This is a genomic window from bacterium (assembly GCA_009926305.1).
Lineage (GTDB): Bacteria > Bdellovibrionota_C > UBA2361 > UBA2361 > RFPC01 > RFPC01.
The window spans coordinates 24,507-45,421 of the sequence record RFPC01000011.1 but is presented as its reverse complement, the minus strand read 5'-3'; the positions used below and the strand labels follow the sequence as shown (position 1 = coordinate 45,421).

General features: G+C 44.8%; 18 protein-coding genes. 13 read left to right on the top strand and 5 right to left on the bottom strand.

What is annotated here, in order from left to right; translation table 11 throughout:
• Together rfbH and EBR25_03515 are read left to right on the top strand one after the other, a co-directional pair.
• Window positions 1-924: lipopolysaccharide biosynthesis protein RfbH (gene rfbH, locus EBR25_03520; protein NBW40055.1), on the top strand; the 924-nt coding region annotated here is incomplete at its 5' end.
• A 155-nt stretch (window positions 925-1,079) separates the two neighbouring features.
• The gene (locus tag EBR25_03515; protein ID NBW40054.1) at window positions 1,080-1,385 is read left to right on the top strand and encodes a hypothetical protein; all 306 of its coding nucleotides are present in this window, start codon (window positions 1,080-1,082) and stop codon (window positions 1,383-1,385) included.
• 54 nt (window positions 1,386-1,439) lie between these two features.
• Here EBR25_03515 and EBR25_03510 read toward each other — a convergent pair whose 3' ends face one another.
• The 3 genes from EBR25_03510 to EBR25_03500 form a co-directional block, all read right to left on the bottom strand.
• Complete coding sequence (locus EBR25_03510) at window positions 1,440-2,615, bottom strand: mechanosensitive ion channel family protein (GenBank protein NBW40053.1); 1,176 nt, start codon at window positions 2,613-2,615, stop codon at window positions 1,440-1,442.
• Between the two features lie 119 nt (window positions 2,616-2,734).
• Window positions 2,735-3,244: an FHA domain-containing protein gene (locus tag EBR25_03505; protein ID NBW40052.1), complete on the bottom strand. Its 510-nt coding sequence runs from the start codon at window positions 3,242-3,244 to the stop codon at window positions 2,735-2,737.
• A 113-nt stretch (window positions 3,245-3,357) separates the two neighbouring features.
• On the bottom strand, window positions 3,358-5,478 hold the full coding sequence (locus EBR25_03500) for a hypothetical protein (protein ID NBW40051.1): 2,121 nt from the start codon (window positions 5,476-5,478) through the stop codon (window positions 3,358-3,360).
• Between the two features lie 245 nt (window positions 5,479-5,723).
• On the opposite strand from EBR25_03500, the gene EBR25_03495 reads away from it, so the two are divergent.
• The 3 genes from EBR25_03495 to EBR25_03485 all read left to right on the top strand — a co-directional run bounded on the left by EBR25_03495 (window position 5,724) and on the right by EBR25_03485 (window position 11,388).
• Window positions 5,724-6,404, top strand: coding sequence for a hypothetical protein (locus EBR25_03495; GenBank protein ID NBW40050.1), 681 nt, complete (start codon window positions 5,724-5,726; stop codon window positions 6,402-6,404).
• Between the two features lie 136 nt (window positions 6,405-6,540).
• A complete protein-coding gene (locus EBR25_03490; protein ID NBW40049.1) occupies window positions 6,541-11,061 on the top strand; it encodes a hypothetical protein in 4,521 nt (1,506 codons plus the stop codon).
• A gap of 3 nt (window positions 11,062-11,064) precedes the next feature.
• Window positions 11,065-11,388, top strand: coding sequence for a hypothetical protein (locus tag EBR25_03485; GenBank protein ID NBW40048.1), 324 nt, complete (start codon window positions 11,065-11,067; stop codon window positions 11,386-11,388).
• An 18-nt stretch (window positions 11,389-11,406) separates the two neighbouring features.
• Here EBR25_03485 and EBR25_03480 read toward each other — a convergent pair whose 3' ends face one another.
• Window positions 11,407-11,892 (bottom strand): hypothetical protein, encoded by a 486-nt coding sequence (locus EBR25_03480; protein ID NBW40047.1) that lies wholly within the window; start codon window positions 11,890-11,892, stop codon window positions 11,407-11,409.
• Between the two features lie 189 nt (window positions 11,893-12,081).
• Entirely contained in the window at window positions 12,082-13,422 is a 1,341-nt protein-coding gene (locus EBR25_03475) for a hypothetical protein (GenBank protein NBW40046.1), read from the bottom strand.
• A gap of 276 nt (window positions 13,423-13,698) precedes the next feature.
• On the opposite strand from EBR25_03475, the gene EBR25_03470 reads away from it, so the two are divergent.
• From EBR25_03470 to EBR25_03435, 8 genes are read left to right on the top strand one after another with little or no spacing between them, the layout of a single operon-like run.
• Window positions 13,699-14,064, top strand: a complete 366-nt coding sequence (locus EBR25_03470) for a hypothetical protein (GenBank protein NBW40045.1) — start codon at window positions 13,699-13,701, stop codon at window positions 14,062-14,064.
• Window positions 14,065-14,110: 46 nt separating this feature from the next.
• Window positions 14,111-14,530, top strand: a complete 420-nt coding sequence (locus EBR25_03465; protein ID NBW40044.1) for a hypothetical protein — start codon at window positions 14,111-14,113, stop codon at window positions 14,528-14,530.
• A 33-nt stretch (window positions 14,531-14,563) separates the two neighbouring features.
• A complete protein-coding gene (locus tag EBR25_03460) occupies window positions 14,564-15,208 on the top strand; it encodes a hypothetical protein (protein ID NBW40043.1) in 645 nt (214 codons plus the stop codon).
• 46 nt (window positions 15,209-15,254) lie between these two features.
• Window positions 15,255-16,019, top strand: coding sequence for a hypothetical protein (locus EBR25_03455; protein ID NBW40042.1), 765 nt, complete (start codon window positions 15,255-15,257; stop codon window positions 16,017-16,019).
• 18 nt (window positions 16,020-16,037) lie between these two features.
• On the top strand, window positions 16,038-17,219 hold the full coding sequence (locus EBR25_03450; GenBank protein ID NBW40041.1) for a hypothetical protein: 1,182 nt from the start codon (window positions 16,038-16,040) through the stop codon (window positions 17,217-17,219).
• 9 nt (window positions 17,220-17,228) lie between these two features.
• Window positions 17,229-17,702, top strand: coding sequence for a hypothetical protein (locus EBR25_03445; protein ID NBW40040.1), 474 nt, complete (start codon window positions 17,229-17,231; stop codon window positions 17,700-17,702).
• Window positions 17,699-18,187 (top strand): hypothetical protein, encoded by a 489-nt coding sequence (locus tag EBR25_03440; protein ID NBW40039.1) that lies wholly within the window; start codon window positions 17,699-17,701, stop codon window positions 18,185-18,187. The genes EBR25_03445 and EBR25_03440 overlap by 4 nt, the downstream gene beginning before the upstream one ends.
• Window positions 18,177-20,903: a hypothetical protein gene (locus EBR25_03435; GenBank protein NBW40038.1), complete on the top strand. Its 2,727-nt coding sequence runs from the start codon at window positions 18,177-18,179 to the stop codon at window positions 20,901-20,903. Before EBR25_03440 ends, EBR25_03435 begins: the two co-directional genes overlap by 11 nt.
• Window positions 20,904-20,915 lie beyond the last annotated feature (12 nt).

The following is a 20,915-nucleotide window of genomic DNA, read 5'->3' as shown; positions in this document are numbered from 1 at the left end:
GTCCCAGTTTTTGTAGATATTGAAATCCCTACATACAACATAGATGTCAGATATTTGAAAGAAGCACTATCAGAGAAGAGCAAAGCGATTATGATTGCTCACACCCTTGGTAATCCTTTTGACGTTGAGACCGTCTCTAACTTTGCCAAAGAGCATGATCTTTGGCTTATTGAAGACACATGCGATGCGCTTGGCTCCACGTACAAAGGAAAACTTGCTGGAACCTATGGGGACCTCGCAACCTTAAGCTTCTACCCTGCTCACCATTTAACAATGGGCGAAGGAGGGTGCGTTCTGATGAATAGTCCAACGTTAAAAAAACTTGTGGAGTCTTTTCGCGACTGGGGCAGAGACTGCTGGTGCGAGCCTGGAAAGGATAATACATGTGGCAAAAGGTTTTGTTGGAAGATGGGAGAGCTCCCAGAAGGATATGATCATAAATATATCTATTCTCATATTGGCTACAATCTAAAACTCACTGACATGCAAGCAGCAATTGGACTGGCGCAACTGACTAAGGTCTCAGATTTTATCCAGAAGCGGAAAGATAATTTCTCGTTTCTCTGTGCAGGACTACGTGAGCTCGAGGAGTACCTCATTTTGCCAGAAGCCACCCAGCATAGTGATCCGAGCTGGTTTGGCTTCCCAATTTCTATTCGTGAGTCTGCCCCTTTTTGTCGCAACGATGTCGTTGCTTACTTAAACAATAAACAAATTGCTACCCGACTGCTTTTTGGAGGAAATCTCATAAAGCAACCTGCATATCGCAATATTCAACACCGAATTATCGGAGAGTTGCGTAATTGTGATTTTGTAATGAATCAATGCTTCTGGATCGGTGTTTATCCAGGACTGACTCGAGAAATGCTTGAATTCGTTATTGAGACGTTCAGGGAAGGGCTCAGATCAAACTTCCGAATATGAATAAGATCTTGTAATTACTAGGAATCTCTGGATTTACCCGGGCTATTCTGGAGCATTGGTTTATCGAATCCTTTCTGGACAGCCTTTTCATCTAAATGGGTGAAGTATTGGCAAAAGACAGAATACCGATATCCGATAAAGAGGACAGCGATATCATGCACATTTCAGATAATATTCTCTATATTAGATCCAAAAAAGAATGCTCTGAAATTGATGTAGAGCGTCTTATCTCTCAGGCACTACGTCAAGCTCAGATCTGTCCAACAGCTGGACTTGATTGCATTCATCTTGCCGAACATATTGATATCAGAAGAGAGAATCTCGAGCTTGTAAAGGGTTTATGCTTATATCAGCTCGGGAAACGAGAAGAAGCAGAGGCTGCATTTAATCGAGAACTAGCACATTATCCTTATAATAGAAATGTTGCTGAGATTAAAAAGACCCTCAATGACTCAAACTAGAACTACAACACGAATGATTCCATCCCTAAACCATGTGTGATTTACGGTTGCTTTCTAGTTATGTTGTGGCGGTATAAATACTTCAGGCAGCTCGCCTGCAAACTTTTCAACATATAGAGACTGTGAGGGAAAAGCGAAGCCGGCTTTCGCTTTCTTCTCAACAATATCTTTGATTGCGAGAGCAAGCTGCTCCTTTACCTCCAACCATTCTCCCCAAATCGTAGTCTTGGTGAAACAATAAACGAGGAAGTCGATTGAAGACGGTCCAAAGCTATCGACTCTCACAAATGTTGAAACATTCTCGGAGGACTCAAAGTCTTTATTCTCTTTTACATAACTCTCAATCTCATCCCTGATAATCTTAAGCTGTTCGACGGTCGTCTTGTACTCAACACCTAACTTCCAATAGATTCTCCGATGGGTCATTCGACTGAAATTTGTGACGACTGCATCCGCAAGACTAGAATTTGGCACATGAACCGGAGCTTTATCAAAACGACGAATCTTGGTCGACCGAAATCCGATGTCTTCCACTGTGCCTTCAACAACACCCTCAACTTTAATCCACTCACCGGGCTGAAATCTCTTCTCGCTGATAACAGTTACTCCTGCTATCAAGTTTTTGAAGAGATCTTGCGCACCAAGCGCTACGGCAGCACCAAACAATCCTAACCCTGCTAACAGAGGCCCGATGCGAATACCCCATATCTCAAGTACGACTGCACCACCCACAAATATCACCACGACTCTAAGGACTTTGAAGACCCACTGGACCATCATTTTTGTGAGAATCTTTTCCAAACCGCGAAGAAGGTGGCTCAGTGGTTCAAGCGCACGATAAAGAGCCCAAAAGATAGTGAACACAATCAAGCTACGAATAACTTTTCCCAATAGTCCGGCTAAGGGCTCATCTAATCCCAGATACTGCGTGGAAACAAAGAGCCCCGCTATCACTGGAACAAAGTGGAGGGGCGGAATAATTGCCTCGATTAACTTATCATCCATCATGGTATCAGTTCTCGAGCTAATTTTTTGCAGTCGCGCCAGAACGTACTTGCTGAAAAGCCCTCTAATCAGAAGAAAAATCGAAAAGATAAGGAGGGCGGTGAGAATGCGACCAATATCAATTCCCATAAGCCCATAGCGCCATACATCAACTAACAAGCTCCAAAATGCTATAAAGCTGTCAACCTGAGTAATGTCGGACAGAGTAACGGTATCTATTCCCATTTATTTGGCTCCTTGCAGTTTAGAACGTGCTTGTATCAAAATTATAGTGTTCAGGGAATCTCTTCCTTATTGCTCCAACACTCCCTAGTATCCCCGGCATTCCTCGCGAAGAGCTATATTTACTCTTCCTCGAGAACCGCTATAAAACCACTAGGAGTAAAAAATGAAAATTGATAACGGCCTAGTGTAATTATGTTACCATTCGCAAGGGCAACTTTCTCTCTTGGAGCGATACGTTCTCCCTCTATCATGGTACCATTGAGTGACCTGACATCTTCTATTGCGATGGAAGCAGATTCATAGGTAAAAACACAGTGCTTACTCGATATTGAGTACTCTGGAATAATGACGTCATTGTCCATAGCACGCCCTACAGAAATTTCAGAGCTCTTGCCATAGTCACCCCGTTGAATCAACCACACTCTGTCCAAAAGATTGTCAATTGGTCTCATTTCCGCTAGTTCATCTACGTTAAGAATTGCGGTCTTCCTGTTGAAAGCCTTCTGTCCTATCTCTCCCATAACTCCTCGACCGACTAACGTAGGCACAAAAAAGCTCTCTTTAAAATCCTCAAGGCCTATGTCCTTAAGAAGGCGTCTATAGTCAGCAAGATACTTTGGATCATTCATAGCACTAAATTACCAACTAGTGCCTTCTGTCGGCAACATTAAGAATCCACTTCGTCACATTGGCTGAATAGTAATATTTTTATCCGATAAGGCTTAACTCAAAAAGCCGTATTCTACCTATGGGTGTCAAAAAGCGCTTTCATCAGATCTTTAACAGAACATACTTTTGCTAGCTTCGGAGCATAATCAGAACCTGCTAGGACCATGATGCTTCTCATAGGTGGTGTAATACGGGATCGCCCTTTGTGAAGTTGGCGGAGAAAATGTTGGGCGGTTGGAGATTCCTGATAAAAAAGGTCTAAAACCTCACCAAGTGCTCCGAGTTGCGGGGCGCCAAGAATATGTTGATTTGCCGCATCCTCAAAGTGCTTCAGCTCAGAGCAAAAAGCATCAAAAGGGATTTTCCCACCACGCACTCTGATTGAAAATACGCGGCTTGATGCATCAATTTTATTGAGTAAGTGCTTATTTTTCCTCTCCGTCTCCTGCTCACTCAGCTCTTGAAGACGGGCTTTCAAAACGTGCTCTATTACTCTTTCACCTAAATCAAGAACTTTGCAGCTTCTTTCTTCAAACGTGCCATCAGTTTCCGATACTGGAGCTCTATCGATTCCCAACTTTAAAAGGTCTACTAACTGCGAGTCCCTATTCAATAGCATAGAGAGACGATAAAAATACTCGTTGGGCGCACAACGATAGAATTCCAGCATACTCTTGCCAAGACGATTCAATGCTGCACCAGTGACCACTTTTAGTTCCATCGCTTCCGAGAATACTTTCAACTGCTCATTGAAAAGCGCACTTCTACTCCTCTCATTACCCATCGTTCGTATGTCATAAAGCGAAGCTTGCCTTAGTGCATATCCAATTTTCTCTTGTCGCTTAAGCAATTCCTGGTCTTGTACTAGCTGATCATAGAATCTGAAAAGCTCTTTAATGGTAAATTGTTCTGTACAACAAGGCTGATCTACCAATTCATCAGAAAATTTCTGCAATCGCGTTAATTCTTGATGAAAGCCGCGCTCCTTTGTCCAAACACAAAACGCTAATATATCAGCCAAGAACGGGGCGTTGGGCGTTGAGCCATTCTCGAGCATCTCTATGTAACCTTCAAGTTCAACCTGCATAACGCTTCGCAAAGCAGTGCGCGTTTGGGGCGAAAATGCATTGTCAGCCCAATATTTTCTTATCTCGCCTTCAGTCAAAAAATACCTGTGATGCACGGGCCAAGAATGAGTATTATCAATTAAAGGTGGACGCTCATGGGATTTGAGTAAGTGCCCCGCGTGCGTATAGCATAGCCTGACAAAGGGCTGATCTGCCAATAAAGTCTCTAAAGAATTTCTCAGCCGGAGTGAACCTAATGAAAAGGCCTCATCATAGCGTGCAGGCAACTCACGAGACATTTGAATCTTGAGATACTGACACCAGTCTTGAATGACCTTCGTGGAGTCTTTTCGATGAAGTAGTAAATTCATACTTTCACCGTCATCTTGCCGAAGTTCGTAGGAAGGACTTAGTACATGAACTGCTAGGCTGTCTAACAGCGGCAGACGCACTTCATAATTTGGCTCAGGTTTCCTCAAGGCTTTAGTAAAGACATCTCTGACATACGGGATATTAATCGCAGGTCGCAAGACACTCACAGCCATTTTTCGGATGTCGAAATCCATCCGAAGCCGCGAGTCATACCCCTCATCTGGAACTAAAATTCTTGATACTGCTTCATATACCTCTCTCTTCATGATTTGAGTCTTTAGTACATGAAGGCTCATCTTTCGTACCCGACCCACTGGATCATCAAGCCCCTTTAATACTCCATTGAGGGCAATTTTCTTTGTCCTCTCATCGCTCTCCAGGAGAGAGTACGGATGTATAATTTTTTCAAGAATTTTAAGGGACTGAACTCTCAAATCAGGAGATGACGATATGGTCAATAACGATCCGCTCTCCGCTATATAAGCCACCGCAGTGAGTGCTTGTTTGTTAGAGGCCACACGGGGATCTAAGAGATGTAGGGCTTTTGCTTGGATCGTATGACTATTGTGGGAATACAATATTGCTATAACATCTTGTAGAAGTGTTTCGTCCCTTAGAACGTCTTTTGCTTCCAACGAGGGGAAACGTTCTAGGACTAGGGCAAGGCCTCTATCATTATTTTCTAAGTTGTTGTGCGAAAAAGTATGCTCGTTACGCTGGTGGGCTTGAGACCTTGGTTCCATGACAATATCCATTTCATAGCCCCCGCATCTTCAAGGATATTGCAGAATACGTTCTTATCCAAATTCTCAACTCGTTTTTTCACGGATGAAAAATCGTCTATGAGCCTTCTAACGCTTTGGTTTCATTGTTCATTTCAAGACATCACTTGGTTTCTCCTGCTAAGACGTGAAAATTTTGGTAATGAATCTGCGCTAAACTGCACTATACTCTTAGACAATCGAGTTGTTAGCTGCGTCAGTGGATAGTTAAGGGTGTAATGTCTTCCTTCTTCGAACCCAATAGTAACCCTCCAGATTCTGGCTCGGAGCCTGAAAGAAGCAACGACCTGTCCCGCTCGCAGTTCAGCGAAAAGAATCGACTGTATGCGGCTAACGAGGAACTCATTTCTTCTGCTGATTTGAACCGCAATTTGAAAGAGCTATCAAGCGAATTTCCTAATTGGACGCCCAGTGCCGAGGCTAAACTCGTCGTAAAGTTGTTTCAAGATACTGCAGAGGAGCTAAATCGGAAGCGGCAAAGAGGCCCTTTAAGCAGCTCAAATGAGCAAATGTCCGCCAAAGAAATGATCGTCATTGAACTTTTCGGCAATGGGATAACACAACTCATAGCGAACGTCGTCAGAGATGGAAATGGATATACCTCTCACGAGACTCTGAGTTCTCTCTACAAAACAACCGCAGCCTTTACCGTGTTTAAAAACAATCAAGATATGCTTCTGTCGCTCTTTCAGGAGTTTAAACAGTTAACTCATGAACAGGACCGGAAGATGCTCCTTGAGAACTTAGTAACATACAAGCAAATCATTGGAAGCCTTTGTCGGATATCAACCAATGCGGAAGGACGTTCTGCGGTACTTGCACAAGATTGCTTTCCTCTTCAAGATAAAGAAAGTCTACTGCCTCCTCTGCAAAGCCCACCCAATCATAACTCTCTCTAATTACGGTACAATACGGAGAAAATCCTCTGAACGGACCACTTGTAGGGCACAAAGTACGAATATCGCCCATAACACCACAGCGGAGGGGAATAGGTAGTAGCTTCAATGCACTAGCCCAGGAGGAGACTACACTTCAATGCTTAACTTAGGAAATAAATCGGATGATAAATATCAAACGCAAATTTCTTTGTCCGAAGAACGCTCACCGAAAGAAATAAAGGAGACACTCCATTCTGGGAGAATACCAAGCAAACTCCGTGATGAATTGCGTATTGTGCCGCTTGACTCAGCCGCAGGTCAAAAGTTTCAAAAAGCAATGGAGCCAATTGCTCATAAACTGCGTAAACACTTTGATATAGAAGAATCTCCTATCCGCTTTTTTCTCATGGATCTTCCAGGGATCAATGCCTGTCAAATAAGAGAGGCTCAACCCCCGCTAATTGGTTTCACGAAAGGTTGCTTCATTACCACTGAGAGTGAAGGATTTCAGAAAGAAACATATCAGCCACTAGAGACTATCGATGAGGTGGCCCTCATACTCGCTCATGAGCAAGTGCATCTCAATATAGAAAAGTCAATTAACCCGAAACATAACACGAAACTTGAAGAGGCGATTGCAAATTATCGTCCAATAGATGCTGTCTATCATGCCGGGTTCAATCCTGCTGCTGGCCAATCACGAATACGAGACGCGATGGCATCTCAGAATGGAAAAATCGACTGGGGCCATATCACGGATGTTCATCCTATCCCATCAAGTTCACTATCCATTACTGAAGCAGCTCTCACCCAGCTTAACAGAAAGTATGGCGATATCACCCGGGAAAGCACTCCTATTGAAGAGCATCATCAGTTAATTGAAGCCGCTAATGAAGCGGCACATATCTCAACCCTTGAACAACTGCTAACGGAACGCGCTTATGATAGCTCCAGCATGGAAAACAAGGCTGAGATTATTGAAGAAATTATCAGACGTGACACCCATCTTGATGGTCGACGCTTTCAGGACCTCAAAAAAGTCGTCAATGACTATCGAAAATCGCTTCGTGCTGAAACCGATAAAGATAAGCTCCTCGCACCAATTTTTGATGCGACTCTTGACCTAATTGAGACGAGGAGCAATCCAGATCCTAACATAGAAACATTACTCTCATATATTGCGCCTCAAAACCTTGGGATAAAGCCACTTGGAAGACTGAAACCCCTAGAGCTTGCCTGTCGAAACTTCATTAAATCAGCTTCCTATGAAGACGCGCGAACCTCTGCCATCGCTCTTTTGAAGGCCATAGAGGAAGAGCCTTTATCCTCTCAGAGCTCAGGACGAGCACTACTGAAGAGCATCTCTTTCTCTCAGTTTCGATTTCCCGACATCGATAAGGTAAACACTAGGCCGCAAAAGCTATCTTGGAATCGGCACATGATGTTTGCTGAACGAGAATTGAAAGATGCTGATGCACCTATTGTCGAGGCACTTATTTCGCTAGGTGTCCACGAGCCCCGCCTTTATGCAATCATGAAGGACAAGACGGCTGTTAATTTCTTTATAGGACGCTCATCAGCTGTATTTCGAGGGCCTCATGATGGCAGTACTGGCATCAACAGTCTCTCTTTCGCTGACGATACCGCTATATCTGTAGCACTGCTTCATGAGCGACCAAGTCACAATGCTGATAGTTTAAAACTTTTCTATCGCGTCAAACACGCGGAGAACCTTTTTATTCGGTGCATCCAAGAACGAGAGCCCGCGAGCACTCAGGAAGAGGACTTATACAGACTTTCGAATCAAATTGATAAGCTCAAACACCATGAACATGACCTGCCCGTTTCAGAACTCTTAATAGGCCTGTCGCATATTGAAAAAGCTCCTGAACTATTCATAAAAATCAATAGCGAACGTCTCGATAGCCGTCTAGCACAACGCGAAGTCGTAAAACACATTTTCAATGCAGAATGCTTACCGAGTATCAGAAGAAAAATAGGACTAGCACTATCCTCAAGTGAGCTCAATCTTGCACGCTCATATCAAGATGAACTCCTCTCCTCTGATGGTGCACCTCTTGACCCCTCAGCAGCATATGAGCGCAATCTAAAGCCCATCACATCGAGCCCACTGCTTTCTCAAATGCTTGCGCCGAGTAACAGCACGCTTTCCGACGAAGAAAAGCAAATACTTGCACGAAACACGATAAGCTGGGAAAGCTTTCTTGATTCACCGCTCGGGTCGTATGACGCAAATACTCTGACTACTCTTCCTTCGCCACTTTGCAATGATTACAAACGACTCCTTGAGGAGCTTTCTATAGTATTTCCTACTGAAAGAGAAAGAATTTTGAACATAGGAACTTGGGAGGATCTCGATAACTGCGTACAAGAGCTAGGCCTTGCGAACAATCCTCTCGGGAAAGAGATTGTTCTTATTCATTCGTTACTAATCGGTTCAAACACGAATAATCCCGAATCTTTGGAATCAGCAATATTGGAGCGAACTCTCGACATATTAGTTCATCCAGCGTCTTATTCAGAGTACTCCCAAAGAGATGTTTCTCCTGTTGCCCTAAAGATAATCCGCAATCAGATGTCATTTCCACCTCTATGGAGCGATGATTACAAGCAGGCATGTAAAGAATGGAAAACATTTTATCAAGCAGAAATCATGCCGCATGAAGAGCAAGATAAGTATCTTCATGACTTACTAGACCGCGTAGACTCCTTGGCTGAACCAGAAACACGTCGTGAGGCATACGAACTTCTTCTGAACACTCGAGGAAAGGGTCTTAAGTCTTATAAGCGAATAAAAGATCCCGAACTCCGTTCCCGCTTAGCGAATAGCTGGGCTAAGTCTATCCTCGAAAGCTATGGTCACGATGATGACACCGAGGGGTATCGCGTCAGCATAATTCAAGCAGTTGAAGCTGTAGAGCCTATCATCGCAAGAGCTGACCGCAGCGAATTTCTCAACATACTTTCAAAGACAGTAACCGCTCAAGAATCACTTTCCCTAAAGCTCGGAGAGAGGACCGAGAGCCTCTCGGAAACGACTCTCTTGAACTCTAATCTTCCATTCATGGGAATAGAAGGGTTTCAACAAATTCTAACAAAAGACTTTGAATCTCGCTCAGAAGTCCTCAGATATCTCACTGCACCAATCTCAAGTAACACTCTTGCCCCTGTAGTTGAGAGAGCACTTGACTGGGAGCGAAACGAAAATACGGATCCAGACGAGTTGAGAAAACAAATATCGGTTCAGTTTAAAGATATTCACAAAAACTTCTGGGCACTTCCTCTTGAAGCGAGGGCATTGATTATGAAAGAAATCTTGACGCCCCACCAAGCTTCACCTGCTGAAATCGATGATGCTTTTGAGATGACGCTTGAAATTGTGTTTCCGAAGGATAAAAGTCACAGTGCGAATGCACGAAGATGGGTTCGAGCCTATATCGATGCGACTCCACAACATGCCCAACACCTCCTCCTTTCTGCCCTTCTCGTTGCAGGCCAAAAATCAGAGGATGCTCAGGGCGATACGGGATTTGCGATTGCGAGCTTTCTCGAATCCATGGGCCCAGCAGAGACAAAAGCAGGCCAAGCTGCTCAAGGCCATCCTCAAACCCCAGAAGATATACGCCGAGACCTCACTCGACTGAAAACACGTGCAGATGAACCTTCTCGGTGGGAGTTGTTTTCTCTCATCAATCAGTCATTAGAACCAGAGGTAAGAGAGACGATCTCGCATGTCGGGCGCGTGCTGGGAAGTGCCTCGCTTTATGTCGCGGTAGAAATTACCACAACGAATGGGGAATCAGCAGTGCTCTCTATTCTTCGCCCTAGCGGCCGTGAAAGAGCCCAATTTGGCTTCACTCTTCTTGATGGGATGATTAGCAAGCTAGACCAAGAAAGTTCATCGTTCCAAGTCATGAGAGATATTATTAGCGACTCTAAAGAGTTGATAGAGAATGAGACTAATACTTCGTTAGCGCCCCATCAAAGAGACACTGCCAGAGGACTTTACAATACATCTCGTGTTTTCATAGACGGAGAAGAGATACGGTTCTATGTCCCCCCAATTGTGAAAACCGGAGAACATTATGTTGTCTCTGAAAAGGCACCTGGCCCTCACTTTATTGATTTACCGCCAGGTGAGGAGCGCAAGAAATTTGCAAAGGCTATTCTTGCTCTGGAACTCAATGCAATTCTCTCTGGACTTCCCTTTGATAACGACCGACATGGGGGTAATTGTCGCATCCAAGATAATATAGTTTATCATTTTGATTTTGGTGGAATGATGTTGTCTTCTCCGAGTGAGAAAGAACTCAATGAGCTCTCTAAAGTCATACTCAGTTCCGCCTCTGGATCCGTAAGTATCGAAGAATTTGTTCAACGATACTTCTCCACACTCCGAAGTATGAATGAAAAGGGGGAGATTCTCTCGCCATTACTGAAGCGAGCCCAGAAAGCTTTACTCTCTCTCGCTGAGTATAGTCAGGATATGACGGAAGATGACCTCAAAGATATTACCTATGCTGCCCTCGACTCGGCTCATCCCGTGGTAAAAAGTGCTGCGAAAGACGCCTTTCGTAATTTGCCATTAAAAGGAAAACTTGCTCTTCTCAATCCCTTTAATCGCAGAAATCCAAACATTCGTATAGAAAGAGGATAGGTGATGAAAGATAACCGCTTATCGTACGAAGGTTCTCTTCAACCCATTGACAGTACAAACCTCGCTAAATTTCAAATAGGGAATGAACATCTTCTTCCTCCAAAACCTTCAGAAAGTCAGCTCGCGGTGATAGCACTGGAATATCCACTCTCATACACGTATTTGTCGAATAGAGAGGGGATTACTCATGAGCAAGCTGCCTTTATTATATCAGTAGGAAAGTACTATGGATGGGAAAAGGATGACGGCCTTTCAGTAGTCTTAAAAGGATGGCAAGCGAGTTTTTGTCCCATTCAGTTTTTCACTATAGGCGGGGAAGGCCTTTAACGCCAACAACGACTCCTCTTACGCTAGTTTTTTGGGATTATGCGTTCCCTGCTGCGAGGAGAGATTGAGTACTGCGGTACAGGCAAGCTCAATACATAACAAATCACGTGGCCCCAACTTAATTCTTCGGCGCTCCTCTTCACTCCGTCCAGTGACCAAACGCAGCCAGCACGTCTCTTCGCCATTGAGTTTCCCTTGAGGTCCTTTTGGCTTATCGCGATACAGTTTTATAAGGATATCGCCATCACTGGGACCCTCATCAGCAACTTGTAAAATAATATTTTCATCTAAGGATTCGACCCCGTAAAGAAAGGCCCGAGAGGTCGCCCAAAGGCCTCCAATAGCATCCAATGGCAACAACAGATCGAGATTGCCCGCAGACTCTCTATCAGGAACCCCATTCTCAAGCGGACTATAGACTAAACGCAAACCCGTTGATTCTGGGACAAGCTGTAAACGCCCGAACGACTTAGACACGAAGAACGTCATTCCACCTAAATACATAACCTCACCCTTCCCTTCTCTACTTTCCTTCCACGTTCACCGCCGAGGCCGGCATCAATTCAAAGAATATCATGTCAAAAACAATAGATGATTCCAATGCTTGAAGCTCTTCAAGATATACCCGATCGCGGCAAAAAGCATCCCCAGAGGAGCTCAAATCAATTTAAATGAATATATATAACAGGTTAACTATCCTAGCGGTGGTAATTCCTGACAATATCCTGGTGAATAGCGATAAGCACGATTAATCCTCATCTGATATGCATGGTGCGACCAGACCTCTTCTCCTCGTTTATTGACCTCGAAAATGCGTCCTGTTCCATCTTCCGAAATGAGTGTATTTCCATTCGCTAAACGCTGGGCGGCTCCCGCGACCTTTGAGAAAAATGATTTTCCATCCGAGTATTCCCAAACGATCTCTTTGGTTACCGGATTCACCTCTAAAATCGAGGACTCCTCTCGCACTCGACCATTATCAAAAATTAACACATTCCCAGCGCCTGGAAGGTGGGGTTCGATCATATGAGATTCATGACCACCTGATATTGAATGATTCGCTGTACCATGAAACTTCCAAACGACTTCTCCCGACTCTCGGTCAATAATCATCGATGTCCAGAAATTGCGCGCCATAATGATTATATTACCAGGCCGAAAACGCTCATCGCCCTCATCAAACCATCGATTGCTCGGAATCTCCCGAATGGTATTAATATGTGTCCAATCGAATCGCTCCTTTCCGCTGATATACTTCTCCTGATTTAGGTCAGGGCAGGTACGCGCTCCACAGTCTCTCATGTCAAGGTGGTCATGCGCTCTCCATCTCCACACCTCTTTCCCGGTACTATCAATCTCCGCAATAACATCAGACCGAACTTGCACATTTTGAAACTTAGAGCCTAACTTCGATTTCACCATTTGTTTTGGGACGTTCGTTAAATAGAGAACGAGCAAATTGCCATTCTTCATCTGAACAATGTCGTGATGGGCATCATCCGGAAGTGGAATCTCTCTCACAACTTTTCCCTTCCAGGTATACTCACGAATCACTGAGCGAAGTGATGCCCAGGGTTCTCTCCGAAGACCCCACTTAGAGCCATGAACCGCCAACAGGTTGCAATTAGGCAAGAGACGAACCCGATCAGCATCAATAGGCCAACGGTGGATAAACTCATCCTGAAGATTCGCTACCACTACTTCGGCAGTGCCACTGGTTCCATACACGGTATAGCCAGGATACGGGGTTTTGGCCAAATGCTCGGGGTCGGAGGAGGCAATTGAGCCTCGAACGAAATCCGTTTGATCCTCTGCTGCTTTGAGTTCACTTGGCTGTGATATCTCTGAACTTGAAAGAACGGCGGAACTCGAAGAGAGGCTCACTTGCTGGAAGTTATCAAGAGCAGCCCGATTACTGGGCGGGCGCCCTCCAGAGAGTGAGCCTAAATCCAGTGATGCCAGGGAGTTAACGACTAAGGCACCAAAAATAAGACATGCGATTTGAATAAATAGGGCTGCTTCTCGCTTTTTCATACCTTTTGATAGTACTAAACAGGCGAAAGAATGAAAGAGGCTCAGTTAACAGAGACCCTAACGATTGAAGAACCTCACCTCGAGGTCATGGGAACATACACATCTCCCCACGAATTCTTCCCAGCCTCCATCTCGGCAATAACCATAAAAACTGCCGAAAGATTACGAAAAATTCCTAATATCTTAATAATTATCCCAAAATACATCTCACTAGAGGACTCATTCCTGTTTTTCCTCTCATAACATCAGAGAAGAGGTTTTTTAAAGGATAACTCTATGAAATACCGAGCGATTACAGCACTTACCGTAGCCCAGCTCCTGTGTACAGCAGCTTTTTTCATGCCGCCAATTGCAGAGGCGACTGGCCCAACCAAGATTGAACGAGCAGAAGGAGCGACTCTCAGCAAGGCTGTTGGTCACTGGTCTCGCGCTCGAGCATCAATGAACGTAGCTCTTCGTGAATTTGATCAGGGTACAGCGTTGGTCGACCCTGATGCATTAATTGATGCTAATCAGCTCCGTTCTGAGATTCTTGATAAAATTCAGATACTTGAGCGCTTAATCGATCCCCAACCACGGGCTTCTGAAGAGGGCGTTCGGTACGAACCTATGGCTGAACTCCTGGGAGTAAAGAAGAACTGAAGCAAAAACGCTTTATGGTTAGAAGAGAGAGAGAGAGGTTTTACGTATGGATAATGGAGAAGTAATCCCAGGTCTTAATGAAGGTTGGACTTTTGCTGGAGCCCGTCCCATGGAGTGGGGCTCTGGACTCATGCTTGCCATCATTGTCCAAGAATTCGTTTTTACAGGCTCTCCCGCCAGAACGATGCCTTACTTCATCGGCATCATTATCGGAACAGCATTTCTCCTGAAGGCTCTTCGAAGCTCCTTTCCGGATGAGGAAAAGGGAGTAGCAAATTACTGCATGTCTCAATTAGGGATTGAGCCACCAACTATTCCAGCTCCATCAAGCTTGCAACCAATGTGGAGTGGAACGCCGCTACAATCGCTGTCCGAGAGAAAAGAATTTGTCGAGTTAGGTCTAATGGATGTTTTTCTTCAGAGCCAAGAGGATGATGAAGATATCGAGGAAAACGAGTGGAGATAAAGTCTAAAGAATAGTTGGTTAAAAGGTTTTAAGATGGCAAAGAATAAGAATATCGCACAAAAGATTAAGTTGGCAGAAAGTCGACAAGAAGCCGATACGTTCAAATTATGGGAAAGCTATCGAGAGCAGGCAACCATGTGGCGTGTTATCGCACTGGTTCAAATGTTCGGAAGCTTCTTACTTATTTGCTTCGCTTTTTACGTGTATTCAACAAGAGAGATCACGCTGCATGTTCCTCGACAGCCCCTACCTGGACAATATGCTGTAGATCAAATACCAGAAGACGCGCTAATTGAGGCGTCAACCGAGATTGTCAATCTAATTGCGACCTATCAGCCGCATACCGCTCAAAAACAATTTCTAGCAGCTCTCGAGCTTCTTGATGAGCCCGCTCTATCAGTATTCAAAGAGAAAATGCTAGGCATGGAACTACAAGCCATCCGAGGGACTTCTCGAACCCAACTGTTCTTCGTGGATCCCTCTCGAAATAAGATCGAGAAAACTCGTGGTGGGATACGAGTCTCTCTCATCGGCGAAAGAACGAAGTTTCTTGCAGGAAAGCAGATTGCTCCTGTGTCAACTGCATATCGAATTACTTTTACTACTAAGCCGCGAAACAAAATTAATCCGTATGGATTAGTCGCCATAAATATCGAGGTTGAAGATGTTAATTACTAGAGAGCTTTTGAGCATGAAACAGAGACTACACTATTATAGCCTGGCAATGGTTCTTTCAGCATGCCTTATATCTCCACTTCCAGCACAAAGTGAGAATATTGACTATCGAGGAGAGGGAGAGATTTCAGTGCGTGTAACCCCAGGAGAGCCTACGCAGGTGAGGTTTCCAGACACCATATCTGGAGGATTTCGAAAGAAAACATCTTCATTATCTCTTGATCGCAAGGAATCAGACCTTATCCTTTTTTCAAATGAGTCAATTACAGAAGAAGGTGAAGCCTTGATCGTAAGACTTGAGGATGGTCGCTCATATCCCATACGAGTTCGACGGGCGAATGATTCTTTTCCACGCCAACCTCAACTCCAGATTTTCGATCGACGCACATCGATGCTCTCGGAAGAAGATGATGATACGCCAGAATATGCCCGGTCAGGCTTCTCAAAGAAAGATCCAGCAACGGTAGCAGGTCTTATGCGCGAGCTTGTTCTCGTAGCTGAGTACGGAAAGGAGAAAATACCTGGATATCGGATGACCGATCGATATAAAGGTGAAGCCGTACTTGATGACGGAACACTAAGGGCCACCGTTGATAAAATTTTTGTTGGTCCCAATTTGTGGGGGTACGTCATAGATGCATCAAATGAGCTCGATGTCTCACAAAGACTAAATCCTGCAACCTTTCGTCTTGATGGCACACGTGCCATCTCAATGACAAACTGGGAACTCACTGCCAAGCCATTGAATATTGAGCAACAGATAGCAGGCAAACACGAAACAAAAGTATACGTAATAACTCGACCAAAAAAATAAGTTGGAGATCTGATAGAGATGAGTATAAAACAAAAAGCCAGCGATCTCGTACAACTTCTAAAGAAAGAGCGCAAAGCTCAAGTCGCTGCTGTCTTAGTGGGTCTTGCGGCTATTTTCATGATAACGTATGAGCCGAAGAAGCCACGCCCAAAACCTAATCTCCATCGCGCGACTACCCAACAATCGTCAGAAACTCTCGGCATGGCCTCTGCTAATGAATTATATGATGACCTTCAGAAAGTCGTAGTACAGCGATTAGACGTACTACAAGAGAGTCAGGAACAATTTAAGACCGCACTCGACAATACAAATAAGCGAATAGAAGAGAATGAAATTCGAACAGCAGAGATCTTTGAGACCCTTATCAAGCGAGTCGAGTCACAACGAGCGGCTTTACCCGAATATTCTCAGTCATCAGCTACTGATGGAAAGCCCATTAGCGATACCCCGCTTTTTCCAGAAGAAGATATTCTTGCTGCGGATTCTCTTGAAACCTTCGGCGAAGTATCAGATGGAGGCGTAGTTGCTCCACCAATTTTAGAAGATCTGGACCCTCGCTCTGCTTACATTGCTCCCACTGATTTTGTGAGAGTTAGGCTTCTGGCTGGAGTTAATGCCCCGACAACAGGCGCTCCCTATCCGGTGCTGATGGAGCTCATCGGAGATGTTCAAAGCCCAGATGGAGCATCACTACCTCTTGGAAATGCACGTATTCTGGCGGCTGCTCAGGGCTCTCTCATAGATTCTCGCGCCCTCTTTCGACTCACTTCTCTAACACTACGAATGCCAGATGGCGAAGTGCAAAACCTTCCTATTGATGGATATATGGTTGGTGAAGACGGAATTCTTGGGCTACCGGGAGTCCCGATTGACCCACTCGGAAAAGTTTTAGCGTCGACAGCAACTACTGGAGCTGTGGCTGGCTTAGGTCAAGCAACAAGCCAGGCCCAAGTTACAACAAACAACAATGGTCAATCCTATATTACTGGGGACGCCTCATTATTCGCTCTCGGTCAGGGGGCATCACAAAGTGCAAATGTCTGGTCACAAATGGTTAGAGAACGAATGCAAGCCGCAATACCAGTAGTTCAAGTTTACTCTGGAAGGGAAGCAACCGCCATCTTTACCGAGGGAACGGTAATTCCACGACTATATGACTTAATATCGGTCGAGGATGATATCTTTTCTGGCATCAACTAGAGGACATACATGAAAAGGTTTTTTGAAGGAAATGAAATGAACTGGAATACAATAACCCTCAAAATTATCGGCATAGCTATCACTGCTCTCGTGTGCACAGGTTGTGGAACAATCAGTGGGGCATTGAATCCTTTTCAAGCACCTATTAAGGATGAAGCCCTCCAGGGGACACCTAGTGATCATGCACTGAAGGAAGAAGGAAATAGGCTTGAGAAGGCTCGCGCCTCTCTTGAAGAAGTAAGTCGTTATCCCAAGGCCCATCAACCACAGCCAGTGAATCCAGTAATTCAACCAGCTGTAGTTCGACTTATGTGGGTACCAGATCATCTAAACGGAAGTGGAGACCTGGTTCCGGCCCACTACTACTACCTAAAGGTTCTAGAAGACCGATGGGCTGTCACGGATGTTTTTGAAAAACAGAAGCTTTCAGGTGGCAGTGGCCTATCTGATTCAGGTATTCCTTATACAAGGAGTGCAAGGTGAGAGTTCTTCTATCATTCACCATCATCTGCTTAATGCTTTCTGGATGCTCTTCAACTCTAGAGCTATCCCCAGCAAAACGGGCTTATCAGGTTGCTGAGCAACAGTTGCCACAGGAACCGACCTATAATCGGCTCCGGTGGGTACACCTGCCGACCAGCCAACCAGCAAGAAGTCTTCATCGCGCCTCTGATGAGGTCAGGCCAAAACTCTTGCCAGTTGTTCATTTTTCAATAAAAGAGAAATCACTATGTGAAGCTGCAACAATACTTGCAGGCTTATATCGCTTCTCTAGCTACTGCTCAAGTCAGCTTCGTGAGGAAATGATTACCCTTGAAGCTCTTGGCAACATCTATGAGCTAGCCGAAAACATTGCTGCTGATCACGACGTCAAAATCGTCATCGATAGAGAAAACAGAGAAATACGATTTTTTCCATCGATGGTTCAAAACGTTAGGTTTTTAGAAGAGGTTACAAATGGGAATTAATCGAATTACTCGTGAGAGACTTTACGAAGACGAAAGAACATTTAATGAGTTGCTTCCATATGTGAAGTACGAAGAAGAATATGGCCTCTTCATTCATTCAGATGCCTCACTGTGGTCTATGTGGGAGTTAAGCCCGAAGTGGATGACAAGCACATCAGATGCCGATGCCTTTCATCTCTGTAGTCAAATACAAGAAATGATGGACGCTCTTCCTGAGGATATTAGTACTCAATGGAATTGGATCACTACTTTCGATGTAGAACATCTTCTGAGAAGGAACTTAAGTGAGTATCCATCTGGAGGCACAAGTGGTTGGATGGCCAAACGATGGACTAACATGCTGAAAAATTCAGCAAATCATGGCAACTTCTATCAACGTCCAAGAAAACTCCGCTTGATGGTCAGTTTTCGCTACGATCCTCCTTGGAGAGCTCGTACCCCTATTCAGCAAATTAAACGTGCCTTCAAGAGTATGTTCAGCGGAAAAGTAGGGGTATCTGCAGAAGAACGAACAAAAGAGTATCAGCATTATGCCCGCGAGTTTCGTGGATTAGTTGACGGAACTGTCAGCAAGCTCGTAGATCTTGGATTTCGCCCAAGAGGGGTGAATGGACAGGACTTAATTGATCTACTCTATCCGATTCTTAATCGAAGAAGCGTAAAGTCAGGAAAATTTCGACGGGGCCGCAATACTTCTGTACCTCGTCCAGAATACGATCCTCATGACTTTCTCTCAAACCAAATTTCAGAGACCCATGCTGAACACCCGCACGATGGAATTGTAAAAAAAGATGGTCGCTACTTCAGAGCCGTGTCGTTAGTGAAGTCTCCAAAACAGTGCTTGCCATTGATGATTACACCACTACAAAGCTCTCCATACGAAAATATTATGAGCATTACCTATTCAAAAGATCCTCGGGAGAAGCAACTTGCTCGCCTTGATGGTCTTGATAGCTCATTAGGATTTCGAGAGGCAACCCCAATGGGTCGCTCGAATCAGAAGGTACAGCATCAAATTGCCGCAGTAAGAGCAGCTCGTTCTGAGCTTTATGCAAATAGATGCCAATTGGTTAGAGTAGGTGTTCATCAGACGTTCTTCTGTCAAACTAAAGAAGAAGTAATGCGTGCTTCTGCTGAGGCAGTAGCAACGTTTCCTCAGTTGAATGGCGCACGTGGTATGCCTCATGAGGTCTCTGATCTTGGTGTCATCATTAACTCACTTCCGGGCTGCTATGACCCGTCGACCGATGGCCCTGGATGGACAAATATGATGCGGTCATCTCGTGCCTCCCGTCTTTTGCCACTTTGGGGGAATTGGCGAGGAAGCAAGGGAAGCTTGTTCGTTCTTCCGAGCCTATGGAACCGCGAACTCGTTGGATTTGATCTGTATGATTCCGAGACTGCTCCGAACGTTCTGATTGCCGGAGTATCTGGTGCAGGGAAAAGCTATCTCCTGTGCTACCTGCTCATTACCATGAACAGAGGGCACTACTCCACACTTAGTTCAGGACGACTGGTCGAACGACAACCGATTACCTTCGTTTTTGACAAGGGGATGGTAGGTCAACCCTGTGGTTTCGATAAGTTGGCAAAACTATTCAATGGTCGCGTATACGAGGCAACTCCATCAAAAGCTCCAGCCATGAACTTTCTTGCCCGCCTCGGAAAGACTGAAGCAGATCTGACCAAGGGTGATTACAAAGATTTGATAGACATGGCGGCCGATATTATCTGTGATATGGCGACGGAAGGCTCTCGTCAGCTTGAGAGACTCGACAAGGCAGCAGTCACCGAATCTCTCATTGAATCCCACCGCCTCTATCGAAATGGGCCAATGAAGCGAGAGCTTGTGTTGAGTGATGTAGCCTCTGTATTGAGGGCTCCAAAGCGAATTAATGAGCCAGAAGAATCTGCCCAACGACGCCAACGCATAGCGGTGCTTATGGGTGACTACTATGGAAATGGAACATACGCTCGTTTCTTCGATAGGCCTGGCAGTCTTGAGCTCGAAGAAAGATTTATCGTCTTTGATCTTAAAGCGCTTAGCAGGAATCCAGACCTGCAAAGGGTTTTCTTAAAGATTGCGATGCTGTGGGCTGATGAAGTGATGAACGACCCAAAAGAGTTAGATTCACGAAAGATTCTTGTCTTCGATGAAGCACATGATCTCATTGGGAAGACATCAGCCAGCACTATAGAGACGGCTTTCCGTCTGTATAGAAAGCGAAAAGGTATTGTTATAGCAGCTTCCCAATCTGGAGAAGACTTCTATGTCGGCAATGGCGGCCAGGCAATCGTTCAGAATAGCGCTCATAAAATTTTCTTGCGGCAGGATCCAGCAAAGTTTCACTATACCGCGCAAGCATTTAATCTGAGTGAACAACAGTCTAATGTGATCCTTCGACTCCGCACTATAAAAGGTGTGGAATCTCAATTCTTTCTGCTCTCTGATATCGGTGAGGGGGCTCTTACCTTACCGCTCGAACCCTCTTTTTACTGGGCGAGCACCAACAACGGTGATGACAATCAGCTATTTGCAGAAGTGCTTGCTCAATGTAACGGAGACTTTGAACTCGCGCTTAGACATGTTGTAGCAATTGCTCCCTACGGAGCCAAGGCTCTTCAAGAGCAGATGCTGCGAGAGAGCAATGAGGCAATTAACACCGAAGAATCTGGGTTAAGCGCAACCGATCATATTTTTAATAGTGAAGCTTAGGTATAGGAGGAA